Origin of the sequence: Sphingomonas sp. Leaf20 (genome assembly GCF_001421535.1) — a bacterium.
Classification (GTDB): Bacteria; Pseudomonadota; Alphaproteobacteria; order Sphingomonadales; family Sphingomonadaceae; genus Sphingomonas.
Genome location: NZ_LMKN01000008.1, coordinates 91,650 through 118,163, shown reverse-complemented (window position 1 = coordinate 118,163; position 26,514 = coordinate 91,650). Strand labels below are relative to the sequence as shown.

The following is a 26,514-nucleotide window of genomic DNA, read 5'->3' as shown; positions in this document are numbered from 1 at the left end:
GCGCATGACCGCCACGACCGACTTCGACATGGATTTGCAGGGGCCCGATACCGGCGCCGCGACGATGCCCGACCGGGAGGCCGATCCCGTCGCGTTTCTCGACGAGCTCGAGGATATCGCGCCGGGCCGTTCGGTCGTGAATCCCGCCGCAGCGGGGCCGCTTCCGGGGACGCAGCCTGGGTCGGGGACCAGTGACGAGCCCGATCTGCACGCGGTCTATGACGTCCCGGTCAAGGTCCAGGCGGTGCTCGGCCGGTCGCGGATCCCGATCGGCGAGCTGCTTGGGCTTAAGGTCGGGATGGTGATCGAGCTCGACCGCAAGGTCGGCGAACCCGTCGACATCTTCGTCAACGATCGCCTGATCGCGCGCGGCGAAGTCGTGCTGATCGACGACATGCTCGGCATCACGCTGACCGAAATCGTCCGGCAGGATCGTTGATCGCGGTGACGATGACGACCTACCCCGAGCGGGCGGACGCGGCCCGGCCTTCGCCCGCCCCCGGCCTCCCACCACAGCCCGGCGCGGTCGCCAACGGCGGCGGCCTGCTAATGATCGGCGCGCCCGGCACCGAGATGCGGATCGCCGCGGCGATGGCGCGCGAGGCGGGTGCCGACGTGGCGATGGCGGACACGCCCGACCGCGGTCTGGCCGCACTGCGCACGAGCTATTGCACGCTGGTGATGATCGACGTCGATACCGATGTCGCGACCTTCCTCGCGCGGTTGCGGCGCGAGCGGTTCGCGGTGCCGGTGCTGGCGTGCGGGATCGATGCGCCTGCCGAGCGTGCGGTCGCGGCGATCCGCGCGGGCGCGTGCGACTATCTGCCGATGCCCCCGCAACGCGACCTGATCGCCGCCGCGCTGACGATCGCCGCCGCCGCCCCCGATGGCAGCGTCGTCGGCAGGGCACCCGGGTTCCTGCGCGCGGCCGCCGCGATCGCCGCGGTCGCCGGCACGCCCACCGCGCTGCTCGTGCTCGGCGAGCATGGCAGCGGCAAGGCGCATGTCGCGCGCGCGTCGTGCGCGGCGTGTTCGCCGTACCGTCCGCTGCTAAGCGTCGGTTGTGCCGATGCGACCGCCGAACTGCTCGATGCGGAACTGTTCGGCTATCCGGCCGGCGCGATCGATGGCGTCGAGACACGGCGGATCGGCCGCATCGAACAGGCGCGCGGCGGTACGCTGCTGCTCCGCAACGTCGACCGGCTCGCGCTCCCGTTGCAGTCGCGGCTCGCCACGCGGTTGCGCGCGATGCCCGACGTCGCGACCGTCGCGACGGGGGCGCACGACCTGCCCGACCGCGTCGCGGCGGGGACGTTCGACCGGGACCTCTACGCGCAGCTGGCAAACGCGGTGGTGGAGATGCCGCCGCTGCGCGAACGGCCCGGCGACGCGGCGCTGCTCGCCGCGCATCTCGCGCGCCAGTTCAACCCCGCCGGCAGCCTCGATTCCGACGCGCTCGCCATGCTCGACCGGTACAGCTGGCCCGGCAATGTCGACGAGCTCGCCGACGTCGTCCGGCGCGCGCTGGTCCTGTCGCACGGTGCGCCGATCGCGCCCGCCGATCTGGTCCTTGCCAACGGCGAACGCCTGACGACGGTCGCCAATGTCGAGGTCGCGAATCTCGTCGGGCGCACCGTCGAGGAGGTCGAGCGCGCGCTGATCCTGCGCACGCTCGAGCGGTGCCACGGCAACCGCACCTCGGCATCGGGGATCCTCGGCATCTCGGTGCGGACGATGCGCAACAAGCTGAAGAGCTTCATCGAGGCGGGCATCGCCGTCGCCCCGCCGCTGTGACCCAACGCCCCTCGAGGACCGCCGCATGACGTCGATCGCCAGCCTGATGCAACGGATCGGCGCGAACCGCGACATGGCGCTCGCGGTCGGGGTCGTCGCGATCATCGGCATGCTGATCCTGCCGATGCCCGGCTGGATGCTCGACATGGGGCTCGCGCTGTCGATCACGCTGTCGGTGATGATCCTGATGACCGCGCTGTTCATCGAGAAACCGCTCCAGCTGTCGGCGTTTCCGACGATCCTGCTGATCGCGACGATGCTGCGGCTCGGGCTCAACCTCGCCTCGACGCGGCTGATCCTCGCGCACGGCCACGAGGGTCCCGACGCGGCGGGCGGCGTCATCGCGGCGTTCGGCGACCTGCTGATCGGCGGCGACACCATCATCGGCCTGACGATCTTCGCGATCCTCATCGTCATTAACTTCGTCGTCATCACCAAGGGCGCGGGCCGGATCGCCGAGGTCGCGGCGCGGTTCAGCCTCGATTCGATGCCCGGCAAGCAGATGGCGATCGACGCCGATCTGAACGCGGGCACGATCGACGAAACCCAGGCGCGCGAGCGCCGCGGCGAGGTCGAGGCGGAGAGCGGGTTTTACGGCGCGATGGATGGCGCGTCGAAGTTCGTGAAGGGCGATGCCGTCGCCGCGCTGCTCATAACCGCGATCAACGTGCTGGTCGGGCTGGTGATCGGCGTCGGCGTGCACGGCGTTCCGTTCGGCGAGGCGTTCCACAGCTACACGCTGCTGACCGTCGGCGATGGTCTGGTCAGCCAGATCCCCGCGCTGATCGTGTCGATCGCCGCCGGGCTGCTCGTGTCGAAGGGCGGCGTTGCGGGCAAGACCGGCGCAGCGCTCGGCGATCAGCTCGGCCGCTTCCCCAAGGCATTCGGGATGGTCGCGTTCCTGATGGGATCGCTCGCGCTGCTGCCGGGCCTGCCGTTCGTGCCGTTCGTGCCGTTCGCGATCTTCGCGGGGCTCAGCGGCTGGGCGGCATGGTCGCTGTCGCGCAAGGCCGAGGCGGTGCAGCGGCTGCGCCAGCAGGCCGAGGCCAGCGCCGAGGCCGAGGCCGCGACCGTCGAGGAGCCGATTTCGCGGACGCTCGCGATCGACGCGGTCCGGATCGAGATCGGGTACGGGCTGCTGCCGATCATCAACGACGCGCAGCGCGAGCCACGGCTCGACGACCAGGTCCGCGCGCTGCGCCGGCAGATGGCCGCGGACTATGGCTTCGTGCTGCCAGCGGTGCGGATCATCGACAACATGGCGCTCAAACCCAATGAATATGCGGTGTATATCAAGGAGACGGAGGCCGCGCGCGGCGACATCCGGCTCGACCGCCTGCTCGTGATCAACCCCGGCGGCGGTGCGCTGTCGCTGCCGGGCGAGGCGACGCGCGAGCCGGTGTTCGATCTGCCCGCGCTGTGGATCGACCGCGAATTGCGCGACGAGGCGGGCCTGCGCGGACTGACCGTGGTCGATTGCGGCACGATCATCACGACACATCTCACCGAACTGGTGAAGGACAATATCGCCGACCTGCTCAGCTATACCGAGACGCAGAAGCTGTTGAACGAGGTGCATGCCGAGTCGAAGAGCCTCGTCGCGGACATCGTCCCGAGCCGGATCTCGATCTCGGGCGTCCAGCGTATCCTCCAGAACCTGCTGTCGGAGGGGATCTCGATCCGCGACGTGCCGACGATCCTCGAGGGGATCGCGGAGGCGGCGCCGCTGACGTCGAACCTGACGCAGATGACCGAGCATGTCCGCAGCCGGCTCGCGCGGCAGATCTCGGCGCAGCAGTCGCGCGACGGGGCGATCCCGATCGTGACGCTGTCGGGCGCGTGGGATGCGGCGTTCGCGGAGAGTATCGTCGGGCAGGGCGATGACCGGCAGCTCGTGATGGCGCCGTCCAGCCTGCAGGCGTTCCTGACCGCGATCCGCGAAACGCTCGACCGGCTCGCGGGGGAGGGCGAGATCCCGTGCCTGCTCACGACGCCCGCGATCCGGCCGTTCGTCCGCTCGATCATCGAGCGCGTCCGGCCCGCGACCGTCGTGCTGTCGCAGACCGAAATCCATGCGCGCGCACGAATTCGGTCGCTCGGCACGATCGGGTGACCCGCGTTCGCCCTATAATGCGGTGATGGCCCGTAATGGGTCGGAAGGACCTCGATGCCGGTGATCGCCTCATATCCCACGCCGCCAATGCCGGGCGCGCCGCTGCCGCTCGGTGTGGCGGCGGCGCCCTCGACCGCGGCGTTCGCCGGGGCGCTCGAGCTGGTTCGCGGCGACGGACTTGCGAGCAACCAGAATGACTTGCTCAGTCCTGAGCCGATACGCCCTTCTGGTTCAGGCTATGCCGATCTCCCAACCCCGCTGCTTGCCGTCGTCCACCTGTCTGCGGCGCCTGCCCCGCCGCTCGGCGAGCCCGCCTCCACCGCGCCTGGCCTGAACGGCGCCACGATCAGCGTGGCGGACGCTGCCCCCCCGATAGCGGCACCCGAGCCTGGCACACCGGGCGGCGCACCCGATGGCACGGACGCGTCCAGCGCTGAAAGCGATGCGTCCCCGGAGGCTCTGCGCGAGATGGCGGAGCGCGATCCGCCGCCGCGCGTGCCGCTCGCCGCCAAACGCGTGTCGCCGCAGACGGAAAGCCGTCACGCCGAGACCGCGCCCGCTGCATCGCCCCCGACTGCCGCGGCACCCGCGCAGCCGCCCACCCCACCGACGACGCCCGACGTCGTCGCTGCAACGGCCGGGGATCCCAACCCCGTGCAGGGGGTGCGCGTCGAGGCGCCGCCCCGACCGGGTCGCGCCGGCGCCACGTCACCCCGGCGCCCGGTAGCTGCGGAGCGACCCGCGACGGATAGTGTGACCCAGCAAGACCTCCCCTTGCTGCCGTCGACGCCGTCGCAACCGCCGCAGACCGCGGCGAGTGGCACCGGAGCAGCCCGTACCGGAGATGCTCCCGCTGAAACGCGTACGCCAAACGCCCCTGGTCGCGCGCCGGTGGCGCTCGTCGATCGACCGGCGGGCGATGCCGGCGTCGTCACACCGTCATCCGATACCCTGGCGCGGCACGATACGCCCGGATTCGGCGACGCCGTCGGCGCGCATCTGCAGGAATCCCCCCCCGGCGCGACGCGCGAGGTCGCGACGCGTGTCGCCGCGCAGCCCGGCCGGATCGGCACCGAGATGGGCGTCGCGATCGCGCGGCATGCGGTGGCGGGTCAGCCCGAGACGATCACCGTCCGGCTCGATCCGAAGGACATGGGGCGGATCGAGGTGCGGCTGGCGTTCGACGACGCGGGGACTTTGCGCGCGGTCGTCAGCGCGGACACGTCGGCGGCACTCGAGATGCTGCGACGCGACGCGGGCGATCTCGGCCGCGCGCTGGCCGATGCGGGAGTCCGCGCCGATGGCCAGAGCCTGCGGTTCGACACGCGGACGTCCGGCGGCAACGATCCGGGCCAGCGTCACCATGGCGGCGATCCGCGCCACACGGCGTCGCCGCCGCCGTCGTCGCGCCAGCGTCACGCGGACGGCGAGTATCCCGTCTTTGCCGAAACCCCGATCTATCGCCCGCTGCGGACCAGCGGGCGCGTCGATCTCACCGCCTGAGGACCCCGATCATGAGCCTTTCACCGACATCCGCGCTCGGCGCGGCCGCCACCCGGCCGACGCTGGGCGGCGCCTCTGCCGATTACAGCATGTTCCTGAAACTGCTGACGACGCAGATGCAGAACCAGGATCCGCTCAAGCCGATGGATTCGACCGAATACACAGCGCAGCTCGCGCAATTCTCGCAGGTCGAGCAGACGATCCAGCAGACCAGCAAGCTCAACGAGATCCTCGCGCAGCTGACGACGCAGAACATGGCGCAGGCATCGGGGTTCATCGGCCAGGTCGGACAGTTCGATACCGCCGTCGCCGGGCTGACCGCGGAGACGGGTGCGAACTGGACGTACAGTGCCGCACGCCCCGTCTCGTCGCTCACCGCGACGATCACCGATGGATCGGGCAAGACCGTCGCGACGATGGCGCTCGACCCCGCGACCAGCGGGACGCTGTCGTGGAACGGCGCGTCGGCAGGCGGATCGACCGCGCCCGACGGCCCCTATTCGCTGTCGATCGCGGGAGTCGATGCGAGCGGCGCAAGCGTCCCCGTGTCGGTCACGACGAGCGGCACGATCAGCGAAGTCGTTGCGGCGAACGGCAATCTGACGCTTGGCGTCAACGGTGCGCAGATCCCGATCGGGCTGCTCACCAAGCTCCACGCCGCCGGGTAAAAGCGGGCGGGGTTAACGACGGGCGGGACGGCGGGGCGCTCGCGCGCCGCTACCCCGCGAAACTGCGCACCAGCGAGCCGCAGACCAGCGCCCAGCCATCGACCAGCACGAAGAAGATGATCTTCATCGGCAGCGATATCGTCGGCGGCGGCAGCATCATCATCCCCATCGCCATCAACACCGCCGCGACCGCCAGATCGATGACGAGAAACGGCAGCAGAAGCAGGAAGCCGATCTCGAACGCGCGGCGCAGTTCGGAGATCATGAACGCGGGGACCAGCGTCGAGAGCGCGGTCTGCGCGCGCGGGCCCGGGGCGGTCTTGCCCAGCCGGCGGAACAACGCGAGATCGTCGTCGCGGACCTGCCCGAGCATGAAGACGCGGAACGGCTCGGCGGTCCGCGCGAACGCCTGCGGCTCGGCGATCCTGCCCGCGGTGTAGGGCTTTACGCCCTGTTCCCACGCGGTCTCGAAGGTCGGCGCCATCACGAACATCGACAGGAACAGCGCGAGGCTGATGATCACGGGGTTGGGCGGCACGCCCTGCGCGCCGAGCCCGCTGCGCAACAGCGACAGCGCGACGACGATCCGCGTGAACGACGTCACCGTCATCAATATGCCCGGCGCAAGGCTGAGCACGGTGAGCATCAGCACCAGCTGGATCGCGCGCGCGGACATCGGTCCGTCGCCGAGAGACGGGAGTGCCGTCTGCGCGAGTGCCGCGCTCGGCGTGCAGAGGAGGACAAGGCCGAGCGCGGCCAGCCGCACCTTACGCATCGGCCGTCACCGTTTCGAGCATCGCCCCGAACGGCGTCGCGGCCTCGCGGACGATGCCGGTCTCGAGCACCGCGACGCGATCGGGCAGCAGGACGAACAGATGCTCGCACCCGTCGCGCCGCACGAGAACGAGCGAGCGCTTGGCGTCGATCTGGATGCGTTCGACCAGCGCGAGGCGGCGGTCGGACGCCGCACGCCCGATCCGGCCGGGCAGCGCGACGTCGTACCGACGCACCGCCCACAACGCGCCCGCGAGCAACCCGAGAACGACCCCCAGCCCGCCCAGCGTGCGCAGCATCGCGACGATGTCCATCACGCGCGCCCGCTCCGCAGGACTTCGGTCACCTCGAGCGACATCATGTCCTCGTTGACGTAGATCTTGCCCTTGGCGACCGCCTTGCCGTTGACGAAGACCTGCGTCGGCTCGTCATGCCCGCAATCGAGCGGGATCATCGCACCGCGGCTCATGTTCAGGATCTGGCGGATCGGCACATTGGCGGATCCCAGCACGATCGAGATCTCGATCTGGATATCTTCGAGCACGGACATGGGGTGGCTCCTCCTGCCCCCATGATAGGAAAATATTGCCGGGTGCGGTGCCGACCGGGTTTCCCGTTTGCCCGACCCGGAAGAAAATGCCGGGTGGCGACCGGGGGCGGCAAGTTCTGCCTATGATGACACCGAACGCAGACGCCGCGCCCGAGCCGGCCTTGCCCCAGGGAATGATGAGCATGGATCTCGATACGTCGTTGCGGGTGTCCGCATCGGGGCTGAAGGCGCAGGCGATGCGGATGCGGGTGATCGCGGAGAATCTCGCCAATGCGGATTCGGTCGCGGCGACCGCGGGCGGCGATCCCTATCGGCGCAAGGTCGCGAGCTTCCGCACCGCGGTCGACCGCGTCACCGGCGCGACGGGGGTCAAGGTCCAGACGATCGACACCGACAAGACCGCCTTCACGCGCAGCTACCAGCCGGGCAACCCGGCCGCCGACGCGACGGGCTATGTACTGACCCCCAATGTGAACACGCTCGTCGAGGCCGCCGACATGAAGGCGGCACAACGCTCGTACGAGGCCAATCTCAACGCGATCGAGGCCGCCAAGGGGCTGACGATGCGCACCATCGACCTGCTGAAATAAGGAAACGCGATGTCTATCGGAGCATTGGACGCGATGACCGCTTATGGTCGCGCGCTGGGTGTCGGCGCGGACACGGCGCCGGGCGGGCTCGGCAAGACGGGCGCCACGGGCAGAACGCAGCCCGGCGACGGGTTCGGCGGCATGGTCGAACAGCTTGTCGGCGATGCCGCGGGTGCGCTGCGCACCGCCGAGACGGCGAGCGCCAGGCAGGTCGCTGGCAAGGGCGACCTGATCGATGTCGTGACCGCGATGGGGGCGGCCGAAACCGCGCTCGACACCGTCGTCGCGGTCCGCGACCGGATGGTCAGCGCCTATACCGACATCATGCGGCTGCAGATCTGACATGACCCCCGCGGCCGCGATCGACATCGCCCGTGCGGGCATGATGCTGCTGCTGACGATCTGCGGTCCGCTGCTGCTCGTGTCGATGATCGTCGGCGTCGCGGTCAGCCTGTTCCAGGCGCTGACGCAGATCCAGGAACAGACGCTGACGTTCGTCCCCAAGCTCGTCGCGGCGGGAATCGCCCTGTTGGTGACGCTGCCGATGATCGGCCATGCGCTCGCGAACTTCACCGCGGTCGTCGCCGATCGCATCGTCGCGGGCTGATCGCACGTGGACGCGCTTCCCGTCGAGGCGACCGCGTTCCTGCTGCTGTTCGCGCGCATCGGGGCTGTGCTGATGCTGTTGCCGGTGTTTTCCGAAGACGCGATCCCCGGACGGATCCGGCTGATGATCGCGTTCGGGATGACTTTGGGGCTCTGGGGCCTGCTGTCGCCCGCGGCGCTGCCCGTGGCACGTGCCACGCAGGCCCTCCCCGGCAGCGGTCCCGCGAGCATCCTCGGCCTCGTCGTCCTCGAGCTCGCCACCGGGCTGGGGCTCGGCGCGCTCGTCCGGATCATGTTCATGGCGATGGCCACCGCGGGTTCGATCGTCAGCCTGCAGATCGGCCTGACCTCGGCGATCGTCGCCGACGCCGCGCAGGGTGGGCAGGCCAGCGTCCTGTCGAAGCTGGTCGGCGTCGCCGCCAGCGTCGTGTGCATGGCGTTGCTCGTGCATCATCTGTGGATCGGTGCGCTGGTGCGATCCTACGTGACCTTCCCGATCGGCGGGATGCCGCGCGTCGGCGATTTCGCCGCGCTGGCGGTGGCGACCGCGGGCCGGTCGCTGACGCTCGCGGTGGCCCTGGCCGCGCCGATGATCGTCTACGGGATCGTCTTCAACGTCGCGCTGGGGCTTGCCGCGCGCCTCGCGCCCGCGATCCAGGTCTTCTTCGTCGCGCAACCGATCAACCTGCTGTTCGGGCTCGCGGTGTTCACGACGCTCATCGGCGCGATGCTGACGGGGTTCGCCGGCGCGATGGCGCAGTGGATCCACACGGGCTGGGGGTGAGCGATGGCCGACAAGGACCAGAAGACGCATGACCCGACCGAAAAGCGGCTCGCCGACGCGCGCAGGAAGGGCGATACGCCGAGCGCGCCCGAGATGCGCCATGCGGCGATCTTCGCCGCGCTGCTGCTCGTGCTCGGCGGGATCGGCGTGCACAGCTTTGCGCGGCTCGCGACGATGCTCGTCCGGCTCTGGGGTCGCGCGGACGATTTCCGCATCGATCCGCACGGCGCGCAAGGACTCGCGACCGGGCTGCTCGCGCAGCTCGTGGTGGTGTTCGCGCCCCTGTTCGCGGTGCTGGTCGCGTTCGCGCTGCTCGGCGGTCTGGCTCAGGGACGCCTGAGCCTGTCCTGGTCGCGCGTCGCCCCCAAATTCGCCAAGATCTCCCCGATATCGGGCGCCAAACGGATATTCGGCACGCGCGCGCTGATCGAATTCGCCAAGACGCTCGCCAAACTTGCGGTAATCGTGGCGATCGCCGTCGCGGTGCTGCGGCCGCACGCCGCCGCGCTCGATACGCTGGTCGGGATCGATCCGGCCGAGCTCGGCACCGTCGCCGGCGGGCTGGTCGTGATCCTCGTCAAGAGCGTCGCGATCCCCGTCATCGCGCTGGCGCTGTTCGACCTGATCTATCAGCGCCGCAGCTGGTTCAACAAGCTCAAGATGTCGCTGCAGGAGCTCAAGGACGAGTATAAGGACAGCGAGGGCGATCCGAAGATCAAGGCGAAGATCCGCCAGATCGCGATGCAGCGCGCGCGGCGCCGGATGATGAGCGCGGTGCCGACCGCAAGCGTGATCATCACCAACCCCACGCATTATGCGATCGCGCTGAGCTATGACCACGGCCGGATGGGCGCGCCGGTCGTCGTCGCCAAGGGCGTCGATGCGGTCGCGCTGCGCATCCGCGAGATCGCGACCAAGGCCGGCGTGCCGATCGTCGAGAACCGCCCGCTCGCGCGCGCGCTCTATGCCGCGGTCGAGATCGAACACCCGATCCCCGCCGAACATTACGCCGCGGTCGCGGAGATCATCGGCTATGTCATGCGGATCGCCAAGGCGCGATCATAGCGGTCAGGCGATCAGGCGATCAGGTCGTGCCGCGCGAGCTCGACGCGAACGCGCAGGTCGACCGCGCGGGCGATCTCGGCCAGCTGCGGATCGTCGGGCAGCGTGAAACCGCGCGTCCAGTCGGCAAGCGCCTCGAGCGCCTCTGCGGGCGGCGCACCGGCCGCGACCTCGCGGTCGAGCCGGTCGAGCAACGTCAGCCCGCGCTCCGCCTCGACCGCCTGCTTGCGCCGCCGCTCGACCGCGGGATCGATCGCCGCGAGCGCGACCAGCATCTGCACCGAGGTCGCGGGCTGCGCGATCGACGCGACGGGCCGCGCGCCCGCCTCCGCCGCGCCGTCGCCCGTCGCTCCCACGTCGAAACGGCGCGCATCCGTGCCCGCCCCGGCGACGGGGAGCGCGAGGTTCGCCTGCAACGCGGCGCGTAGCAAGGCTGGCAGCGTGTCGATCCTCATTTCATGCCCCGCCCGACCCGTATCCGGTGAGCCTATCCTATAAGGCAGGGAGAGTTCAAACCTTCGCGAGGTCCGCCTGCATGCTCCGTACCCTGCTGCTGCCCCGCTGCCTGTCCGCGTCGGCCGGATCCGCGCTGGCGGCGGCGCTGGCGGTAGCGGCGGCGGCGGCGCTGACCATGGTGGCCACACCGGCGGCGGCGGCGTCGCGGGTCAAGGACATCGTCGATATCCAGAACGTCCGCACCAACCAGCTGGTCGGCTACGGCCTCGTCGTCGGCCTGCCGGGCACCGGCGACCGCACGAACAACGCGCCGTTCACCGAGGAGACGCTCCAGGCGATGCTCGAGCGGATGGGCGTCAACGTCCGCGATGCCAAGATGAAGCCCGCCAACGTCGCCGCGGTGTCGGTGACCGCGACGATGCCGCCGTTCGCGCGCGCGGGGTCGACGATCGACGTCCAGGTGTCCGCGATCGGCGACGCCACCAGCCTTCAGGGCGGGACGTTGCTGGTCTCGTCGCTGCGTGCGCTCGACGGCGCGATCTATGCGGTCGCGCAGGGTCCCGTCGCGGTCTCGGGCTTCAAGGCGCAAGGCGCGGGGGCGAGCGTCAGCCGCGGCGTGTCGACATCGGCGCGGATCGCGGGCGGTGCGATCGTCGAGCGCGAGGTGCCCTATGCGCTGCGGTCCGCGACCAGCCTCAAGCTCGCGCTCAAGAACCCCGATTTCACGACCGCGCGTCATATCGCCGCGGTCATCAACGGACGCTTTGCCGGGACGGCGCACATCCTCGATCCGGGCACCGTCGAGATCGCCGCGGCGGGCGGATTCGCCGGCGACGTCGTCGACCTGCTCGGCGAGATCGAGAACCTGCCCGTCGACGTCGACCAGCCCGCGCGGATCGTGATCAACGAGGCGTCGGGTACGGTGGTGATGAGCGCCGATGTGCGGATCAGTCCGGTTGCGATCGCGCAAGGCGGGCTGACCATAACGGTGAGCGAGACCCCGGTCGCGTCGCAACCCGCGCCGCTGTCGCAGGGACAGACCGCGGTCCTGCCGCGCACGCGGATCGGCGTCGACGACGGCGGCGGGGCCTCGCTCGCGATCGTGCAGGGCGCGTCGCTCCAGTCGCTCGTCGCCGGGCTCAACACGCTCGGCGTCTCGCCGCGCGATCTCATCACGATCCTGCAGACGGTCAAGTCCGCAGGCGCGCTTCAGGCGGAGATTTCGGTCCAGTGATCCCGGCTGTCGCACCCCATCCCGTCGCGACCGCGGTCGCGGACCTCAAGGCGGCGAAGACCGCGCAGAGTTTCGAGGCGGTGTTCCTCGGCCAGATGACGCAGATGATGATGGCGACGGTCGAGAGCGACGGCCCATTCTCGGGCGGGCATGGCGAAGAGATGTTCCGCGGCGTGCTGGCGGAAAAGCTCGGCACCGCGATCGCCGCAACCGGCAGCATCGGCATCGCGCCCGCGGTCCTCAAACAGATCATCGCGCTTCAGGAAGGATCCGCACCGTGACCCACGATCTCAATTCAGCGCTCGTGTCGCTCGACCTGATCCTCGACGAGGAGAATGCCCGCTTGGGCATGCCCGGCTTCGACCTGGTCCCGCGCGAACTGGTCGCGGCCAAGATGCGGGTCGTCGGCGTGATCGAAGCCGCGCAGGTGCGGCTCGTCGCGGCGCGGTCTGCCGGTGCCGCCGCTCCTGACGCTGAAGGTTGCGCTGCCACCGCGGCGATGCTCGAACGGACGATGCAGAAGCTCGCGACCAACGCCGCGCTGCTCGAACGGCGGATCGCATTGTGCGATGACCTGATGGGCGCGATCACCGACGAGGCCAAGCGGTTGTCGGGCGGGCGCAGCATGGTCTACCGCGCGACGGGCGCGCTGTCGCATGCCGAACAGCCGACGCCGATCGCGATCAACAACAGCCTCTGACTAGGATCGACCGCCTGCGCGCCGGTCGGGGCGCAGGCGTGTCAGGTGCATCAGGCGGGCGCGTTGTTGCCCTGCAACCCTTCGATGATCGCGCGGTTCACGTCGATCAGCGCGTCGACCCCGTCGCGCCCTGCCGCCACGTCGCTCGAATAGCGATCCACCCACAGCCCGAGCGACACGATCGACGCGCGCAGCGGGTCGGGCAGCGCGTTGCCGCGCGCCGCACAGGCGTTCGACAGCGCGCTCCACACCTCGCGATTGCGCGACAGCGCGGGCATCAGCGATATCCCCGACAGGCGCGCGTCGCGCGCGCGCATCAGGTCGCCGGTGACCTGCTGCATCAGGCGATGTTCCGCACCGCGCGGCGTTTCGGTGATCGTGCGCGTGCGGTGATAGGCGTTGAGCGACATGACGACTCCGCGAGGACTTAAGCCCTTATTCTAGGACGCGACCGCCAGCCGCGGTCATCGATGCCGGCATATCGTCGCGCGCACGTGCACCCCGACGCGGCCGTCCCGGCGGATCGCGGGGCGGCGGATTAAAGCCGGGCGCGCCGGACCGGCCGCTGTGCCGCGCTTCTATAAGGTAAATCACGTCGCCCCTTGGGAAGAATCGATCGCATATCATGCTTAACGGCGTCGGCCTCCTCGTCATCCTCGCATGCGTGTTCGGCAGTTTCATCTGGTCGGGCGGCAAGATGGACATCATCCTCCACGCGCTCCCGCACGAGATGATGGCGATCGCGGGCGCGGCGATCGGCGCGTTCCTCGTGTCGAACTCGATGCCGACGGTGAAGCTGGCCGGTAAGGGCCTGCTGCGCGCGTTCAAGGGCGACCGGTGGAAGAACACCGATTATCGCGACCTGCTGACGTTGCTCTTCACGCTGCTGTCCACCTTCCGCAAGGGCGGTCCGACCGCGATCGAGCCGCATCTCGATGCGCCGCACGAGAGCGCGATCTTCTCGCGCTTTCCCCGCGTCCTGGCCGATCACCACCTCGTCGAATTCATCTGCGATTACCTGCGGATGATGACGGTCAGCTTCGAGGATCCGCATCAGATCGCCGAGGCGATGGATAACGACATCGAGAAGCACCACCATGAGGAGCTCGCGCCGCAACACGCGCTCCAGCAGATGGCCGACGGGCTTCCCGCGATCGGGATCGTCGCCGCGGTGCTGGGCGTGATCAAGACGATGGGATCGATCGACCAGCCGACCGAGATCCTCGGCGCGATGATCGGCGGCGCGCTGGTCGGGACGTTCCTCGGCGTGCTGCTCGCATATTGTCTGGTCGGTCCGCTCGCCGCCAAGCTGCTCGAGACGGTCGATGCCGACTGCAAGCCGTTCCTGATCGTGAAAAGCGCGATCGTCGCCCATGCCCAGGGCCTGCCGACGCAGGTCGCGGTCGAGATCGGCCGCCGCATGACCCCGTCGGCCAAGGCGCCGACCTTCCAGCAACTCGAGACCGCTCTCGAAGAGGCCAAAAATGACCCCATCCCCGCCTGAGCCCGTGGCCATTACCGATCCGGCGCTTTTGCCGCCGCTGTCGTCCCCGCCGCCGCCGCCCCCGCTCGACTCGCTCGTCGATCGTGCGGTGCATCTGCCCGCGCATTGCGGCACCGTCGCCGCGGAGGATCTGCGCGTCCGGCTCGTGCTCGCCGCGGACCTCGACGGCGGGATCGAGGTGCGCGCCGACGCGGTCGACAGCATCGGCCAGGCCGCGCTGCAGATCCTGGTCGCCGCGCGCCGCGAGGCGGTCGCGCGGCACCAGCCCTATGCCATCGTTGATCCAAGCCCCGCCTTTGTCGACCGCGTCACCCGCTGTCGGCTGGCCGGCGCGATCGGCCTTATCGAGAAGGACGCAACACTGTGAGCAAGACGATCCTTACCGTCGACGATTCGGCCAGCATGCGAATGCTGCTGAAGGTGTCGTTGACCGCGCAGGGCTACAGCATCGAGGCGGCCAATGACGGGCGTCACGGGCTCGCGCGGATGGACGAGGTCCGGCCCGACCTGTTGATCACCGACATCAACATGCCCGAGATGGACGGTTTCGAACTGATCGAGGCGGTGCGCGCGAAACCCGAATTCCGCGGCGTGCCGATCCTCGTGCTGTCGACCGAGTTCTCCGAGGACAAGAAGGCGCGGGCCCGCCAGGCGGGTGCGACCGGGTGGATCACCAAGCCGTTCGATGCCGCCAAGCTCGGCACCGCGATCCGCCGGGTGTGCCCATGAGCGACGAACTCGACGATATCCAGGCGATCTTCTTCGAGGAATGCGCCGAGGGCCTCGCCGCCGCCGAAGCCGGCCTGTCGGCGATGGATGCCGGCGACGTGTCGGCGCCGACGATCGCGTCGGTGTTCCGCGCGGTCCATTCGATCAAGGGGGGCGCGGGCGCGTTCGGCCATGCCGCGCTGACCGCCTTCTCGCACTGTTTCGAAAACGTGCTCGACGAGGTGCGCGCGGGCCGGATCGCGCCGTCGCCCGGGGTGACGCGCGTGATGCTGCAGGCGTTCGACGTGCTGTCGGATCATGTCGCGTTCGCGCAAGGGCTTGCCGGGCTGCCGCACGACGCCGTGGTGCTCGAGGCGCTCGACGCGATCCTCGCGCAGGGTGGCGCCCCCGATCACGCTGCTGCGCCCACCCCGACGCCCGCACCGACGATCGCCCCGACGATCACGCCAATGAGCGCCGCACCGACGGCGGGGGGAGACGTCGATCCGTTCGGGTTCGAACCCGTGACGGTCGCGCTCGAACCGCTCGACCCGTTCGGGTTCGAACCCATCGCGCACGACCCGTTCGACGACGCGCTTGCCGAGCCCGCCGCAAGCGGACCGATCGCCTGGAACGTCCGCTTCGTGCCGTCCGATGCCGCGCTCGCCAATGGCAGCGAGCCGTTGCTGATCGTCCGCGAGCTCGAACTGCTCGAGGGCGTGGTCGAGGCGGTCGATCTCGACGCGCTCCCGCCGCTGCGCGATCTCGATCCCGAGCACAGCTATTTCGGCTGGACGATCCGTATCCCCGGCCATGTCGCCGAGGAGGCGATCCTCGACTCGTTCGACTTCGTCGCACCGGGCTCGATCGTCGAGGTCACGCCCGAATATGCGGCACGTCCGGCACCGACCGATATCGTTGCCCCGCCGGTGCCACCCGCGGCCGACGTCGCCGCCCCTGCGGTCGTGGCAGCACAAGTCACCGCCGCGCCGCCGCCGCAGCTTGAAAAGCCTGCACCCGTGCGGGCGGTTGAGGACAGGCCGGAGCCCGCGCGCGTCGCCGAACCCCCGCAGCAAAGCATCCGCGTCGAGCTCGTCAAGCTCGACATGCTGCTCAACCTCGTCGGCGAACTGGTCATCCGCGGCTCGATCCTTGCGGACCGGCTGAGTCCCAAGGACCAGGAACGCGTCGAACTGCCGCAGCTCAGCCGGCTGACGCGCGAGATCCAGGACACGGTGATGTCGCTGCGCGCGCAGCCGATCCGCCAGGCGTTCAGCCGCGTGCCCCGGATGCTCCGCGACCTGTCCGCCGAGACGGGCAAGGACATCAGGCTCGAGACGACGGGCGAGACGACCGAGATCGACAAGGGCGTGATCGAGAAGATCGGCGATCCGCTGACGCACATGATCCGCAACGCGGTCGACCACGGGATCGAGAGCGCCGCGGTGCGCCTCGCCGCGGGCAAACCCGCAGAGGGGACGATCCGCCTGTCCGCCGAACAGCGCGGCGCGCGCATCCTTGTGCGCGTCGCCGACGATGGCGGCGGCATCGACCGCGCGCGCGTCTTCGCCAAGGCGGTCGAGAAGGGCGTCGTCGCCGCCGATGCGGTGATGACCGACGAGGAGATCGACCAGCTGATCTGCGCGCCCGGTTTCTCGACCGCGGACACGATCTCGAACATCTCGGGCCGCGGCGTCGGGATGGACGTGGTGCGATCAAACGTCGAGGCGCTCGGCGGCCGCGTCGAGATCAGCTCGACGCCCGGCAAGGGCACGACCTTCACGATGATCCTGCCGCTGACGCTGGCGATCCTCGAGGGGATGATCGTCCGGCTCGCGGGGCAGCGCTTCGTCCTGCCGCTCGCCAACGTGGTCGAGACGGTCCAGCCCGAACGCGGCCAGGTCAAGCCGACCACGACGACCGGCGAGGTCATCGAGCTGCGCGGCAACTATGTCCCCGTGCGGCGCCTGACGCGGACCTTCGGGCTCGGTGACAACGATACCCGCCGGCCGGAGGAGTCGCTCGTCATCATCGTCGAGACGGAGACCGCGGGCCATGTCGGGCTGCTGGTCGACACGATCGACGATCGCCGCGAGGTCGTGATCAAGAGCCTCGACCGCAATCTCCACCCGATCCGCGGTCTCGGCGGCGCCACCATCCTCGGCGACGGCTCGATCGCGCTGATCCTCGATATCGAAGCGCTGGTCGGCCCGGCCACGCAGACCCCCAACCGCTATGTCACGAAAGGACTGGCCGCATGAGCACGATCGACACCCCCGGCGAACGCAAGATCGTCACCTTCTCGCTCGGCGAGCAAACGTTCGGCATCGACATGGCGTCGCTGATCGAGATCCGCGAATGGGACGAGCCGACCCCGCTTCCCGGCGTGCCGTCCTTCATCAAGGGCGTCACCAACCTGCGCGGTACCGTCGTCCCCGTCGTCGGCCTCGCCGAGCGGCTTGGCTGGTCGCCGAGCGTGATCCACGCGCGCTCGTGCATCCTGGTCGTCAACATCGCCGGCAAGCAGGCCGGGTTCCTGGTCGACGAGGTCGCCGACATAGTGCTGATCAAGGACAGCGACATCCGCCCTGCCCCCGATGTCGAGATCGGCGAACCCAGCGTGATCGCCGGACTGGTCAAGACGCAGACGCGGACCGCCGACGGTACCAATGGCAGCGACAGCCTGATGGTGCTGCTGCTTGATCTCGACGCGCTCAGCCTGACGCGCCAGCTGGACATCGCCGCATGACCGCGACCGCGGCCATCGACGCGGCCGCGGGCGGCGTGGGACCGGGCGGGGCGGGACCGGGCGGCGCGGGATCGGCGGATCAGGCGCTCCCCGGCGGGCCGCCGCTGGGCGATACCGAATTCGCCGCGATCGCCGCGATCATGCAGAGCGACGCGCGGATCCATCTGGTGATCGCCAAGAAGACGCTGGTGCATGGCCGGCTGTCGCGGCGGCTGCGGATGCACGGCCTCGACAGCTTCCGCGACTATGTTCAGCTGGTCGCACGCGATCCCGCCGAGCGCGCCGCGATGGTCGTCGCGCTGACGACCAACCACACGCATTTCTTCCGCGAGAACCACCATTTCGAGCATTTCCGCAGCGTCGCGATGCCCGCGATCAAGGCCGCGGCGCGAACGCGCCCGGTCCGGATCTGGTCCGCGGGCTGCTCGAGCGGCGAAGAGGTCTATTCGATCGCGATGTGCCTGCTCGGCACTGACCGCGCGAGTGCGGCCTGGCTGCGCGGTGCGGACGTGAAGCTGCTCGCGACGGACCTCGCGCCGCACGTCGTCGAGAGCGTCCGGCGCGGCGTCTATCCCGAAAGCGTCGTCGCGCCGATCCCCGCCGCCTATCGCAAGGCCTGGGTGCGGCCCGCCGGCAGCGAGTTCGAGATCGCCGCCGAAGCCCGCGAGATGGTGACCGCGCGCGTGCTCAACCTGTTCGAGGCATGGCCGATGCGGCAGCGCTACGATGCGATCTTCTGTCGCAACGTGATGATCTATTTCGACGAGCAGGCAAAGGCCGAGCTCGAGCACCGGCTTGCCGAGATGCTGTTGCCCGGCGGCCATCTGTATATCGGCCATTCCGAGCGGCTGGTCGGCCCCGCCACGCGAACGATGGAGAGCTGCGGGCAGACGATCTACGTCAAGCAGGGAGGCACGGCATGACCGCGCGCGTCCGAACGCTGATCGTCGACGACAGCGCCGCGATCCGCGTCGTGCTGTCGCGGATCCTGTCGGCCGATCCCGATATCGAGGTCGTCGGCATGGCGCCCGAACCCAACAGCGCGCGTGCGATGATCAAGGATCTCGAGCCCGACGTCCTGACGCTCGACGTCGAGATGCCGGGGATGGACGGGCTCTCGTTTCTCGAGCGGATCATGCGACTGCGGCCGATGCCGGTGGTGATGTGCTCGACGCTGACCGCGCGCGGGGCCGCGACGACGATCGAGGCGCTCCGGCTCGGCGCGGTCGACTGTATCGCCAAGCCGACCGGGGACCCCGCCGACCTCGCGCGCAATGCGCAGCTGCTGCGCGACACGGTCAAGGCGGCGGGGCGGTCGTCGGTGCGCGCGCGGACCGCGGCGCGGCCCGCACGGATGCCCGTCAGCGCCACGCCGCGTGCCGATGCGCTGATCGCGATCGGCGCATCGACCGGTGGCGTCGAGGCGCTGTTCTCGCTGCTCGGCGCGTTGCCCGCCGCGTGCCCGCCGATCCTCGTCGTCCAGCACATGCCGGGCACGTTCACCACCAGCTTTGCCGAACGGCTCGACCGCGAATGCCGGATGACCGTCACCGAGGCGACGCACGGCCGCCCGATCGTGCCCGGCACCGTCTATATTGCTCCTGGAAGCGAGATGCACATGGAGCTTGCCGGCACGACGGCGCGGACGATCAGGCTGGTCAAGGGCGATCCGGTCGGCGGGCACCGCCCCGCGGTCGACACGCTGTTCCACTCGGTCGCGCGTCTCGCGCCGGGGGCGATCGGCGTGATCCTGACGGGCATGGGCGCGGATGGCGCGGAGGGACTGCGGGCGATGCGCGATGCGGGTGCCCGGACCTTCGGCCAGTCGCAGGACAGCTGCGTCGTCTATGGCATGCCACGCGCGGCGGTCGCCCGCGGTGCGGTGGAACGCGAACTCAGTCTGACCGCATTGCCCGAGGCGATCCTCGCGGCGTGCGGCAAGTAGAAACGGGACCACGAACGATGCCTGCTGCATCCCAGATAAAAGTGATGGTGGTCGATGATCAGGCGAGCATGCGGGCGATGATCCGCCGGTCGCTGCAGGATCTCGGTTTCCGCGACGTGCGCGACAAGGGCGATGCCGCCGAGGCGCTCGCGGCGGTGCGCACCGAGCGCGTCCACCTGATCATCTCCGACTACAACATGCCCGACATGGACGGACTGCAGCTGCTCGAGGCGGTGCGCGGCGATCCGGTGATCGGCAAGACCGTCTTCATCATGCTGACCGGATCGTCGGACCGCGAGGTCGTCCAGAAGGCGGCGGCGCTCGGCGTCAACAACTACCTGGTCAAGCCGTTCGCACCGGCCTCGCTCAAGGACAAGATCGAACGCGTGTTCGGTCCGCTGTCCTGATGCCCGGGAACCTCTCCGAGGCGCCGCCGCGCCCGCCGGGATCGCTCGCGCCCCGGCACCGCATCACGCTGGTCCAGGGCGAGCATGTCGCGGTCGCACGGCCCGGCGCGGTCATCGCGACGCTGCTCGGCTCGTGCATCGCGGTGTGCCTGCACGACGCGGCGGCGCATGTCGGCGGGATGAATCACTTCCTGCTCGGCGAACCGGGTGCGGATCAGCATGTCCGTCCCGGCGAGCTGTCGCGCTACGGGATCCACGCGATGGAATTGCTGATCAACGCGATGATGAAGGCGGGCGCGTCGCGCAACGCGCTGCGGGCGCACATCTACGGGGGTGCGAACATCATCGCCGGGCTCGGCAAGATCGGGTCGAGCAACGCCGCGTTTGCGCGCCGCTTCATCGAGACCGAGAATATCGCGATCGGCCATGTCGACGTCGGCGGCAGTCGCGCGCGCAAGCTCGAATTCCTTCCCTACGAAGGCAAGACCCGATCGAGCTTCGTCGCCGATCCGGTACCGATCCTGGCGCCGATGCCGCTTGTCGACGGCGACGTCGAACTGTTCTGACGCCGTTTTCTTCAAGCCACGATTGCGAACCGAACATGGCCGATTCCGACACTCTTGCGGCACTTCTCCAGTCGGCGCTGGCCGAGGAGCTGCGCCACGTCCGCAAGCTGATCGAACAGCTTGCCGAGCTGCTGATCTGCGACGACCATTTCGCGACCAACTATGTCGAACAGCTCCAGGCGTTCGACCTGCTCGTCCAGTATACCGACGAGAGCGCGGCGTTGCTCGACCGGATGGCGGCGGGCGTCGGCTCGCACGATGCGGTGACGACGGTGAAGCTCGGCGCGGTCCAGGCGCGGCTGCGCGCGGCGCTCGGCAAGGCGGGCTGATCCGGTGGCGACCCACAATGCGGACACGCGTCCGATCATCATCGTCCGCAAGATCAAGCGCGGCGGGGCGGCGCATCATGGCGGCGCCTGGAAGGTCGCCTATGCCGATTTCGTGACCGCGATGATGGCGTTCTTCATGCTGTTGTGGCTGATCAGCAATCCCGACAAGTCGCGGCTGAAGGGACTCGCCGAATATTTCACGCCGAGCAGCGGCGGCGGCGGTGCCGGATCGGCGGGTGCCGACGGCGCGGGGACCGGCGCCAGCGTCGGCACGCGCCCGGCACGCGGCGGCGACACCCCCGACACGGTCGCGGTGGTCGCCCGCGGCGGGACCGCGACGATCCCCGATGCCTCGCTCCGCGTGCTCGCGCAGGAGATGCGGATCGCGATCGACAGCCTGCCGCCGGAGGATCGCGGGCGGGTCGCGACTCAGGTCGAGCGCGACCGCGACGGGCTGCGGATCAGCCTGATGGATACCGCCGCGCATTCGATGTTCCGCCCGGGGACCGCCGAGCTCAACGGCTTTGCCCGCGACCTGCTCGCCCGCGTCGCGACCAGGCTCGCCAAATCCGACGCGCCGATCGCGATCGAGGGTCATACCGATGCGCGCGGCGGCGACGGCAACTGGCGGCTGTCGGGCGACCGCGCGATCGCGGCGCGCACGGCGATGATCGCGGCCGGACTTCCCGCCGGACGCTTTGCCGAGCTGGTCGCGATGGCCGACACCAAACCCGTCTATCCCGCTCAGCCCGATCGTCCGGAGAACCGGCGGATCACGATCGTCGCCAAGGCGACGGCGTCGTCGCTGCCGACCGATGCGAGCTTCAGGTTTTGAGGACCGGCCTATGAAACCGATCGTGCGCGCGCTGATATTGCTCGTCGCCGGCGTGGGCGTGGGCGGCGGCGCGGCGGTCGCGACCAGCCGGTTCGTCACCCCCTCCGCGACGGCGAAGCCCGCCGCGCCGGTCGTGGTCGAGACGAGCTTCGTCACCGTCGATCAGATGCTGGCGCCGCTCGTGCTGCGCGATCGCCGGCTTACCGGCTATGTCCGGTTCGATGCCGGGCTCGAGGTCGCGATCGACGAGGCGCCGGGCGTGACCGAACGGCTGCCGCTGCTCCGACATGCCATAAACATGCGCTCCTACCGTGTTCCACTGGCGGCGGGGCCCGATGGCATGCTACCCGATATCGCGGAATTGCAGCGCGTCGTGGGCGCTGCGGCGGTTGACGCGTTCGGTCGTGGTGCAGTGCGAAAAGTCGCAATCACCAAGGCCGAGCCGGCATGAAGGGGACCCGGGGATGATCGAACAGGCTCACTATCCGCCGGCGCCGGAGCCGCGGAACGATGCCGATCCCGTGGCCATACCAACCTACATTATTGATCCGCCTACATATTCGGAAGCAATACCGGCCGAAGCGCAACCGGCGCGAACCTTTGCGCCACGCGAGGACCGGCTGACGCGGATCCTGCTGATCGGGCGGCTGAGCGCTGCGACCGGCGACCATTTATGCCGCGCGCGCAATATCTCGGCCAACGGCATGAACGTCGAATGCGACGCGCGACTGATTCGCGGCGACCGCGTCCGCATCGAGCTGCGCAATCTCGCGGTGGTCGAAGGCAAGGTCGCCTGGAACGACGGGACGCGTATCGGAATCCATTTCGACGCGAGCATCGACGTCGAGAGTTTCCTGCGTCCCAGCGACGATGGCACCGGTCTGACGCCGCGCGCACCGCGGATCGCCGCCGATGCCGCCGCGACGCTCTGGCACGACGGACGGACGATGAGCGCGCGCCTCCACAACCTCTCGCAATCGGGGTGTTGCCTGATCGGCGATGTGCAGGGCGCGACGGATTCGGTCGTCCGGATCACGATCGCGGGGCTGCCGCCGCGCCAGGCGACGCTGCGCTGGGCGACGGCGGATCGCGCGGGCTATGCCTTCCACACGATCTTCTCGTTCGCCGATATCGTCGCGTGGCAGCGCGCGCAGGCCGACCGGGCCGCCGCGACCGGCTGACCGGACCAGGTTCGCGACGCCCGCGTCAGCGCGGTCGCGCGCTCCCCGGCCCCGCTCCCGAGGACGCCGACCCCGCCCCCGGCTGACCTTGCGGCCTGCCGGCCGGCGGGCGGGCATAGGCCTGGCGGCGCGCCATCGCCATCGTCAGCGCCGCGGCCCCCTTGGGCGTCATCGCTGCCATGATCATCGCCGTCGACCGCTCGCGCATCCGTTGCGCCACGCGCATCTGCACGTCGAGATCGAGCTGCTCCATCACCAGCGCCGCCGCCGCGGGCTTCATCGCCTGATAGATCCGGGCGAGATCGTCGAACTGGTCGGGCGTGGGCGTTCCCGCCGTCGCCGTTGCCGGGGGCGGCGCGGCCGCCGGGTTCGACGCGCCCGCGCTCGCCTTCAGGCGCATCTCCGCCGCGCGCACCGCCTGTTCGCGCAGGTCGAGCGTCCGCCCGCGCCGCGTTGCCGCCTGGTCGCGCGCGGAGGTATCGTCGGCGATCGCGACGCCCAGCCGCGACGTGATCTTTGCGGGCGCGCCGGCCTCGTCGGCACCCGCGAGCCCGACCGCGTTGGCGACCGTCGCCAACCCCGCGGCGACCGCCGTCATCACCAGCAGCGAGGGACGACCGATCACGCTGCGCGGTCCAGCGCGGCGGTGTCGCTGCCCGCCGAGGCGGCCCCGGCGACCTCGGCGATCCGGTCCGCCGAGGCGTTGGCGATACCGATCATGACCGCGAGCTCGTCGGCGATCTCGCGCGCTTCGCCGAGCGGGCGGGCGACGTCGACGCATCCGCCGAGCGCGGTCTTCAGCTCGCACAGCACCGATCGCGCCTCGCCGGTCGCGGTGTCGAGCGCGGCGACCATCTCGGCGATCGCGCCGCCGCGCACCGCGCGCAGCGACCGCATCATCCGCATGCTCTGCACGAGCACCGCGGCGCACAGGATGATGGTGACGATGTTGGTGGCGGTGGCGAAGCTCATGTCAAAGGTCCTCTGGCTACGTCGGTGGCAAGCCGGACGGCGATGTTGCTGCGGCGCTGGCCGATCGTCGCGCGCGCGAGCGGGACGCCGCCGACATGCACCTCGAGCGGTTCGTCGGGCCGGCGGCCGAGCCTGATCGTCTGCCCGGGTTTCAGCGCGCGGACGTCGCCGAGCGTCATCGACGTCTCGCCGAGCACGACGTCGAGCGCGACCTGCGTGTTGCGGATCTCGGACGCCATGTGCGCGCCCCAGATATTCTCCGGCCCGAGCGTCTCGCCCATGAAACGCTGCGCGAGCAGATAGCGGACGGGCTCGATCGTCGCATAGGGCAGCAGCACGTTGAAGCAGCCGCCGCGCCCGTCCATGTCGACGCGCAACGTCGCCACCGTGCAGATGTTGGTGGGGCCGGCGATCGATGCGAAGCGCGGGCTGGTCTCGATCCGCTCCAGCGTCATCGTCGCCGGCGTGATCGGGTGCATCGCCGCCCCGAGGTCGTCGAGCGCCAGATTGATCATCCGCGCGACCAGCCCGGTCTCGATCCCGGTAAAGCCGCGCCCGTCGATCACCGGCCGCGCACCGCTGCGCCTGCCGCCGAGCAGCGCGTCGACCACCGCGTAGATCAGGCTCGAATCGACCGTGATCAGCCCGTAATTGCGCCATTCCTCGACACGGAACACGCCGATCATCGCGGGCAGCGCGACGCGGCCGATGAAATCACCGAAGCGGATCGAGGTGACCTCCTCCAGACTGACGTCGATCGCGTCGGAGGTCAGGTTGCGCATCGACGTCGCGAACTGGCGGACCATCCGGTCATACGCCACCTCGAGCATCGGCAGCCGTTCATAGGTGATGACGTCGGATTCGATGACGGCCTTCAGCCCGCTGCGCGCGCGTGCCGGGCCGACGTCGCCGAACAGCGCATCGATCCCCGCCTGGTCGAACGCGCCGCCCATCGGCCCCGCGACGGGGGGATCGGGCAGCGCGAAATCGTCGAGATCGGCAAAACCGTCGCTCATTGCTGGATCAGGTCCTGGACGAGGACGCCGTCGACCTGGCCTTCGCCCAGCGCCTCGCGCGCGCGCAGCAACAGCTCCTCCTTGATCCGGAACACCGCGGCCGATCCGGCGAGATCCTCGGGCCGAAGCTCGCGCAGGAACGGCTGGTACGCGTCGAGCACCAGCGGCAGCCTGGCCTTGAGGCTTTCCTCGGTCGCCTTCGGGCCGGGGACGAGCATCACATGCACCTTGAGGAAATGCGCGGCGCCATCGACCGAGCGCAGGTTGACCATGATCGGCGGCACGTCGAACGGCTCGTGGCCGCCCTCGTGCCCGCCCTCGGCTTCCGCCTCGTTGCCGCCGCCGTGCGCGCCGGCCGGCGCCTCGGCCTCGGCCGGTGCATCGCCTGCGAACATCATGTACGCGCCGCCGCCGCCGCCGAGCAGCAGGACCGCGGCCGCGGCGCCGATGATCGCGGTCTTGCGCGTGATCCGGCGCTTGGCGGTGGTGACGACGATCGCGTCGCCCTCGGCCGGCTCGATACTGGTGTCGTCCGCCACACGGCGTCTCCTTGTCCCCGGTGATTCTCGGGCCCGGGCGAACCGGGCTCTCGCATTCCCGCCTATTATAGGACGGGCAGCAGGCAGATTTTGCCTAGCGGCCGATGAAATCAGTTTTTCGGGAACGGCCGGAATGGATATCTCCTCCTATGTTCTGCTCAGCCACGAACAGGCGCTCAAGCGGCGGCTGGACGTCGCGGCGAACAACATCGCGAACATGAACACCGCGGGATTCCGGCGTGAACGACCGGTGTTCCGCGAATATGTCGCGCGCGACGACAGCCCGGCGGCGACCGCACCGTCGGCGCCGTCGAACGCGCGCACGACCTCGTACGTGCTCGACTACGGCGCGATGCACGACACCGCCTCGGGCAGCTTCCAGGCGACCGGCAGCGCGCTCGACCTGATGATCGACGGCCCCGGCTATCTGGCGGTCGCGGCGCCCGGCGGCGGCACCGCCTATACGCGCGCAGGGTTCGTCAGGATCAGCCAGGATGGCGAACTGACCACCGCCGGCGGGCTGCCGATCCTTGGCGAAGGCGGGACGCCGATCACGGTGCCGCCCGAACAGCTTTCCACGCTGTCGATCGGCACCGACGGCACGGTGACCGGCAAGGACGGCGTCCTCGGGCGGATCGCGGTGACGGTGTTCGACGACGAACGCGGCGTCAGCCCGCGCGGCGACGGGCTGATGGCGGCGACCGGCGGGCGCGAGCTCGGCGCCGCGGAAACCACGCTCAGGACGGGCGGGATCGAGGGATCGAACGTCGAGCCGATCGTCGAGACCACCGCGATGGTCGACATCCTGCGCGCGTACCAGACGAGCATGAAGATGTCGCAGGACATCGAGGACATGCGCCGCCGCGCGATCGACCGGCTCGGCAAGCTCGGCTGACGCTCCCCTTCCAGACCCCCACCAGAAAGGCCGC

The 26,514-nt window shown here is 69.6% G+C and carries 36 protein-coding genes; 27 read left to right on the top strand and 9 right to left on the bottom strand.

The features are described 5' to 3' along the window. Window positions 1–4: 4 nt before the first annotated feature. From fliN to ASE72_RS08805, 5 genes are read left to right on the top strand one after another with little or no spacing between them, the layout of a single operon-like run. Window positions 5–439, top strand: a complete 435-nt coding sequence (gene fliN / locus ASE72_RS08825; RefSeq protein WP_235532305.1) for a flagellar motor switch protein FliN — start codon at window positions 5–7, stop codon at window positions 437–439. An 11-nt stretch (window positions 440–450) separates the two neighbouring features. Further along, window positions 451–1,794: a sigma-54-dependent transcriptional regulator gene (locus tag ASE72_RS08820; protein WP_082445994.1), complete on the top strand. Its 1,344-nt coding sequence runs from the start codon at window positions 451–453 to the stop codon at window positions 1,792–1,794. Between the two features lie 25 nt (window positions 1,795–1,819). Next, window positions 1,820–3,907, top strand: coding sequence for a flagellar biosynthesis protein FlhA (flhA, locus tag ASE72_RS08815; RefSeq protein ID WP_056019783.1), 2,088 nt, complete (start codon window positions 1,820–1,822; stop codon window positions 3,905–3,907). A 60-nt stretch (window positions 3,908–3,967) separates the two neighbouring features. Beyond that, a complete protein-coding gene (locus ASE72_RS08810) occupies window positions 3,968–5,410 on the top strand; it encodes a flagellar hook-length control protein FliK (RefSeq protein WP_162235472.1) in 1,443 nt (480 codons plus the stop codon). An 11-nt stretch (window positions 5,411–5,421) separates the two neighbouring features. Next, a complete protein-coding gene (locus ASE72_RS08805; RefSeq protein WP_056019775.1) occupies window positions 5,422–6,078 on the top strand; it encodes a flagellar hook assembly protein FlgD in 657 nt (218 codons plus the stop codon). A 49-nt stretch (window positions 6,079–6,127) separates the two neighbouring features. Here ASE72_RS08805 and fliP read toward each other — a convergent pair whose 3' ends face one another. The 3 genes from fliP to ASE72_RS08790 are packed head-to-tail and all read right to left on the bottom strand — an operon-like array spanning window position 6,128 to window position 7,402. After that, window positions 6,128–6,853: a flagellar type III secretion system pore protein FliP gene (fliP, locus tag ASE72_RS08800; RefSeq protein WP_056019774.1), complete on the bottom strand. Its 726-nt coding sequence runs from the start codon at window positions 6,851–6,853 to the stop codon at window positions 6,128–6,130. Continuing rightward, on the bottom strand, window positions 6,846–7,166 hold the full coding sequence (locus tag ASE72_RS08795; protein WP_056019771.1) for a flagellar biosynthetic protein FliO: 321 nt from the start codon (window positions 7,164–7,166) through the stop codon (window positions 6,846–6,848). The genes fliP and ASE72_RS08795 overlap by 8 nt, the downstream gene beginning before the upstream one ends. After that, window positions 7,166–7,402 (bottom strand): FliM/FliN family flagellar motor switch protein, encoded by a 237-nt coding sequence (locus ASE72_RS08790; protein WP_056019768.1) that lies wholly within the window; start codon window positions 7,400–7,402, stop codon window positions 7,166–7,168. Before ASE72_RS08790 ends, ASE72_RS08795 begins: the two co-directional genes overlap by 1 nt. Before the next feature lie 182 nt (window positions 7,403–7,584). Between ASE72_RS08790 and flgC the strand changes: the two genes are divergently transcribed. Genes flgC through flhB form a run of 5 tightly spaced genes read left to right on the top strand, consistent with a single transcriptional unit; the run spans window position 7,585 to window position 10,447 of the window. Further along, window positions 7,585–7,992 (top strand): flagellar basal body rod protein FlgC, encoded by a 408-nt coding sequence (flgC, locus tag ASE72_RS08785; RefSeq protein ID WP_056019765.1) that lies wholly within the window; start codon window positions 7,585–7,587, stop codon window positions 7,990–7,992. A gap of 9 nt (window positions 7,993–8,001) precedes the next feature. Continuing rightward, the gene (locus ASE72_RS08780; protein WP_056019762.1) at window positions 8,002–8,334 is read left to right on the top strand and encodes a flagellar hook-basal body complex protein FliE; all 333 of its coding nucleotides are present in this window, start codon (window positions 8,002–8,004) and stop codon (window positions 8,332–8,334) included. Window position 8,335: 1 nt separating this feature from the next. Further along, the gene (locus ASE72_RS08775; protein ID WP_056019759.1) at window positions 8,336–8,599 is read left to right on the top strand and encodes a flagellar biosynthetic protein FliQ; all 264 of its coding nucleotides are present in this window, start codon (window positions 8,336–8,338) and stop codon (window positions 8,597–8,599) included. Window positions 8,600–8,605: 6 nt separating this feature from the next. Beyond that, a complete protein-coding gene (locus ASE72_RS08770) occupies window positions 8,606–9,382 on the top strand; it encodes a flagellar biosynthetic protein FliR (RefSeq protein ID WP_056019756.1) in 777 nt (258 codons plus the stop codon). 3 nt (window positions 9,383–9,385) lie between these two features. Continuing rightward, window positions 9,386–10,447 carry a flagellar biosynthesis protein FlhB gene (flhB, locus tag ASE72_RS08765; RefSeq protein WP_056019753.1) on the top strand — a complete coding sequence of 354 codons (1,062 nt, stop codon included), beginning with the start codon at window positions 9,386–9,388 and terminating at the stop codon, window positions 10,445–10,447. Window positions 10,448–10,458: 11 nt separating this feature from the next. On the opposite strand, the gene ASE72_RS08760 is transcribed toward flhB, so the two are convergent. Beyond that, window positions 10,459–10,899, bottom strand: a complete 441-nt coding sequence (locus ASE72_RS08760) for a flagellar assembly protein FliX (RefSeq protein ID WP_056019750.1) — start codon at window positions 10,897–10,899, stop codon at window positions 10,459–10,461. Window positions 10,900–11,075: 176 nt separating this feature from the next. Between ASE72_RS08760 and ASE72_RS08755 the strand changes: the two genes are divergently transcribed. The 3 genes from ASE72_RS08755 to ASE72_RS08745 are packed head-to-tail and all read left to right on the top strand — an operon-like array spanning window position 11,076 to window position 12,834. After that, the gene (locus ASE72_RS08755) at window positions 11,076–12,134 is read left to right on the top strand and encodes a flagellar basal body P-ring protein FlgI (protein ID WP_056022009.1); all 1,059 of its coding nucleotides are present in this window, start codon (window positions 11,076–11,078) and stop codon (window positions 12,132–12,134) included. Further along, the gene (locus ASE72_RS08750; RefSeq protein ID WP_056019747.1) at window positions 12,131–12,415 is read left to right on the top strand and encodes a rod-binding protein; all 285 of its coding nucleotides are present in this window, start codon (window positions 12,131–12,133) and stop codon (window positions 12,413–12,415) included. The genes ASE72_RS08755 and ASE72_RS08750 overlap by 4 nt, the downstream gene beginning before the upstream one ends. After that, window positions 12,412–12,834: a hypothetical protein gene (locus ASE72_RS08745; protein ID WP_056019744.1), complete on the top strand. Its 423-nt coding sequence runs from the start codon at window positions 12,412–12,414 to the stop codon at window positions 12,832–12,834. The genes ASE72_RS08750 and ASE72_RS08745 overlap by 4 nt, the downstream gene beginning before the upstream one ends. A 50-nt stretch (window positions 12,835–12,884) precedes the next feature. Here the strand turns inward: ASE72_RS08745 and flaF are convergent, their stop codons facing one another. Next, window positions 12,885–13,244: a flagellar biosynthesis regulator FlaF gene (gene flaF / locus ASE72_RS08740; RefSeq protein ID WP_056019741.1), complete on the bottom strand. Its 360-nt coding sequence runs from the start codon at window positions 13,242–13,244 to the stop codon at window positions 12,885–12,887. A 215-nt stretch (window positions 13,245–13,459) separates the two neighbouring features. Between flaF and motA the strand changes: the two genes are divergently transcribed. The 13 genes from motA (at window position 13,460) to ASE72_RS08675 (ending at window position 23,058) form a co-directional block, all read left to right on the top strand. Continuing rightward, the gene (gene motA, locus ASE72_RS08735) at window positions 13,460–14,338 is read left to right on the top strand and encodes a flagellar motor stator protein MotA (protein ID WP_056019738.1); all 879 of its coding nucleotides are present in this window, start codon (window positions 13,460–13,462) and stop codon (window positions 14,336–14,338) included. Continuing rightward, a complete protein-coding gene (locus ASE72_RS08730) occupies window positions 14,319–14,705 on the top strand; it encodes a hypothetical protein (protein ID WP_327196466.1) in 387 nt (128 codons plus the stop codon). The genes motA and ASE72_RS08730 overlap by 20 nt, the downstream gene beginning before the upstream one ends. Beyond that, on the top strand, window positions 14,702–15,067 hold the full coding sequence (locus tag ASE72_RS08725) for a response regulator (protein WP_056019734.1): 366 nt from the start codon (window positions 14,702–14,704) through the stop codon (window positions 15,065–15,067). The genes ASE72_RS08730 and ASE72_RS08725 overlap by 4 nt, the downstream gene beginning before the upstream one ends. Further along, window positions 15,064–17,307, top strand: coding sequence for a chemotaxis protein CheW (locus ASE72_RS08720; protein ID WP_056019731.1), 2,244 nt, complete (start codon window positions 15,064–15,066; stop codon window positions 17,305–17,307). The genes ASE72_RS08725 and ASE72_RS08720 overlap by 4 nt, the downstream gene beginning before the upstream one ends. Continuing rightward, window positions 17,304–17,795 (top strand): chemotaxis protein CheW, encoded by a 492-nt coding sequence (locus tag ASE72_RS08715; protein WP_056019728.1) that lies wholly within the window; start codon window positions 17,304–17,306, stop codon window positions 17,793–17,795. Before ASE72_RS08720 ends, ASE72_RS08715 begins: the two co-directional genes overlap by 4 nt. Beyond that, window positions 17,792–18,718: a CheR family methyltransferase gene (locus tag ASE72_RS08710; protein WP_082445915.1), complete on the top strand. Its 927-nt coding sequence runs from the start codon at window positions 17,792–17,794 to the stop codon at window positions 18,716–18,718. Before ASE72_RS08715 ends, ASE72_RS08710 begins: the two co-directional genes overlap by 4 nt. Next, entirely contained in the window at window positions 18,715–19,740 is a 1,026-nt protein-coding gene (locus ASE72_RS08705) for a protein-glutamate methylesterase/protein-glutamine glutaminase (RefSeq protein WP_056019723.1), read from the top strand. Before ASE72_RS08710 ends, ASE72_RS08705 begins: the two co-directional genes overlap by 4 nt. Before the next feature lie 17 nt (window positions 19,741–19,757). Beyond that, window positions 19,758–20,147 carry a response regulator gene (locus ASE72_RS08700; RefSeq protein WP_056019720.1) on the top strand — a complete coding sequence of 130 codons (390 nt, stop codon included), beginning with the start codon at window positions 19,758–19,760 and terminating at the stop codon, window positions 20,145–20,147. Next, window positions 20,147–20,713, top strand: a complete 567-nt coding sequence (locus tag ASE72_RS08695) for a chemotaxis protein CheD (protein WP_056019717.1) — start codon at window positions 20,147–20,149, stop codon at window positions 20,711–20,713. The genes ASE72_RS08700 and ASE72_RS08695 overlap by 1 nt, the downstream gene beginning before the upstream one ends. 35 nt (window positions 20,714–20,748) lie before the next feature. Then, window positions 20,749–21,042: a hypothetical protein gene (locus ASE72_RS08690; protein WP_056019714.1), complete on the top strand. Its 294-nt coding sequence runs from the start codon at window positions 20,749–20,751 to the stop codon at window positions 21,040–21,042. 4 nt (window positions 21,043–21,046) lie between these two features. Then, window positions 21,047–21,877, top strand: coding sequence for a flagellar motor protein MotB (locus ASE72_RS08685; RefSeq protein ID WP_056019711.1), 831 nt, complete (start codon window positions 21,047–21,049; stop codon window positions 21,875–21,877). Window positions 21,878–21,887: 10 nt separating this feature from the next. Then, window positions 21,888–22,328, top strand: coding sequence for a flagellar basal body-associated FliL family protein (locus ASE72_RS08680; protein WP_056019709.1), 441 nt, complete (start codon window positions 21,888–21,890; stop codon window positions 22,326–22,328). Window positions 22,329–22,398: 70 nt separating this feature from the next. Then, window positions 22,399–23,058: a PilZ domain-containing protein gene (locus ASE72_RS08675; RefSeq protein ID WP_162235471.1), complete on the top strand. Its 660-nt coding sequence runs from the start codon at window positions 22,399–22,401 to the stop codon at window positions 23,056–23,058. Between the two features lie 25 nt (window positions 23,059–23,083). Here ASE72_RS08675 and ASE72_RS08670 read toward each other — a convergent pair whose 3' ends face one another. From ASE72_RS08670 to ASE72_RS08655, 4 genes are read right to left on the bottom strand one after another with little or no spacing between them, the layout of a single operon-like run. Next, window positions 23,084–23,683: a MotE family protein gene (locus ASE72_RS08670; RefSeq protein ID WP_235532304.1), complete on the bottom strand. Its 600-nt coding sequence runs from the start codon at window positions 23,681–23,683 to the stop codon at window positions 23,084–23,086. Continuing rightward, window positions 23,680–24,030 carry a DUF6468 domain-containing protein gene (locus ASE72_RS08665; protein ID WP_056019702.1) on the bottom strand — a complete coding sequence of 117 codons (351 nt, stop codon included), beginning with the start codon at window positions 24,028–24,030 and terminating at the stop codon, window positions 23,680–23,682. The genes ASE72_RS08670 and ASE72_RS08665 overlap by 4 nt, the downstream gene beginning before the upstream one ends. Beyond that, on the bottom strand, window positions 24,027–25,046 hold the full coding sequence (fliM, locus tag ASE72_RS08660) for a flagellar motor switch protein FliM (protein ID WP_056019699.1): 1,020 nt from the start codon (window positions 25,044–25,046) through the stop codon (window positions 24,027–24,029). The genes ASE72_RS08665 and fliM overlap by 4 nt, the downstream gene beginning before the upstream one ends. After that, on the bottom strand, window positions 25,043–25,585 hold the full coding sequence (locus tag ASE72_RS08655) for a flagellar basal body-associated FliL family protein (RefSeq protein WP_443024745.1): 543 nt from the start codon (window positions 25,583–25,585) through the stop codon (window positions 25,043–25,045). The genes fliM and ASE72_RS08655 overlap by 4 nt, the downstream gene beginning before the upstream one ends. Before the next feature lie 133 nt (window positions 25,586–25,718). On the opposite strand from ASE72_RS08655, the gene ASE72_RS08650 reads away from it, so the two are divergent. Continuing rightward, entirely contained in the window at window positions 25,719–26,480 is a 762-nt protein-coding gene (locus ASE72_RS08650) for a flagellar hook-basal body complex protein (RefSeq protein ID WP_056019695.1), read from the top strand. The last annotated feature ends 34 nt before the right edge of the window (window positions 26,481–26,514 follow it).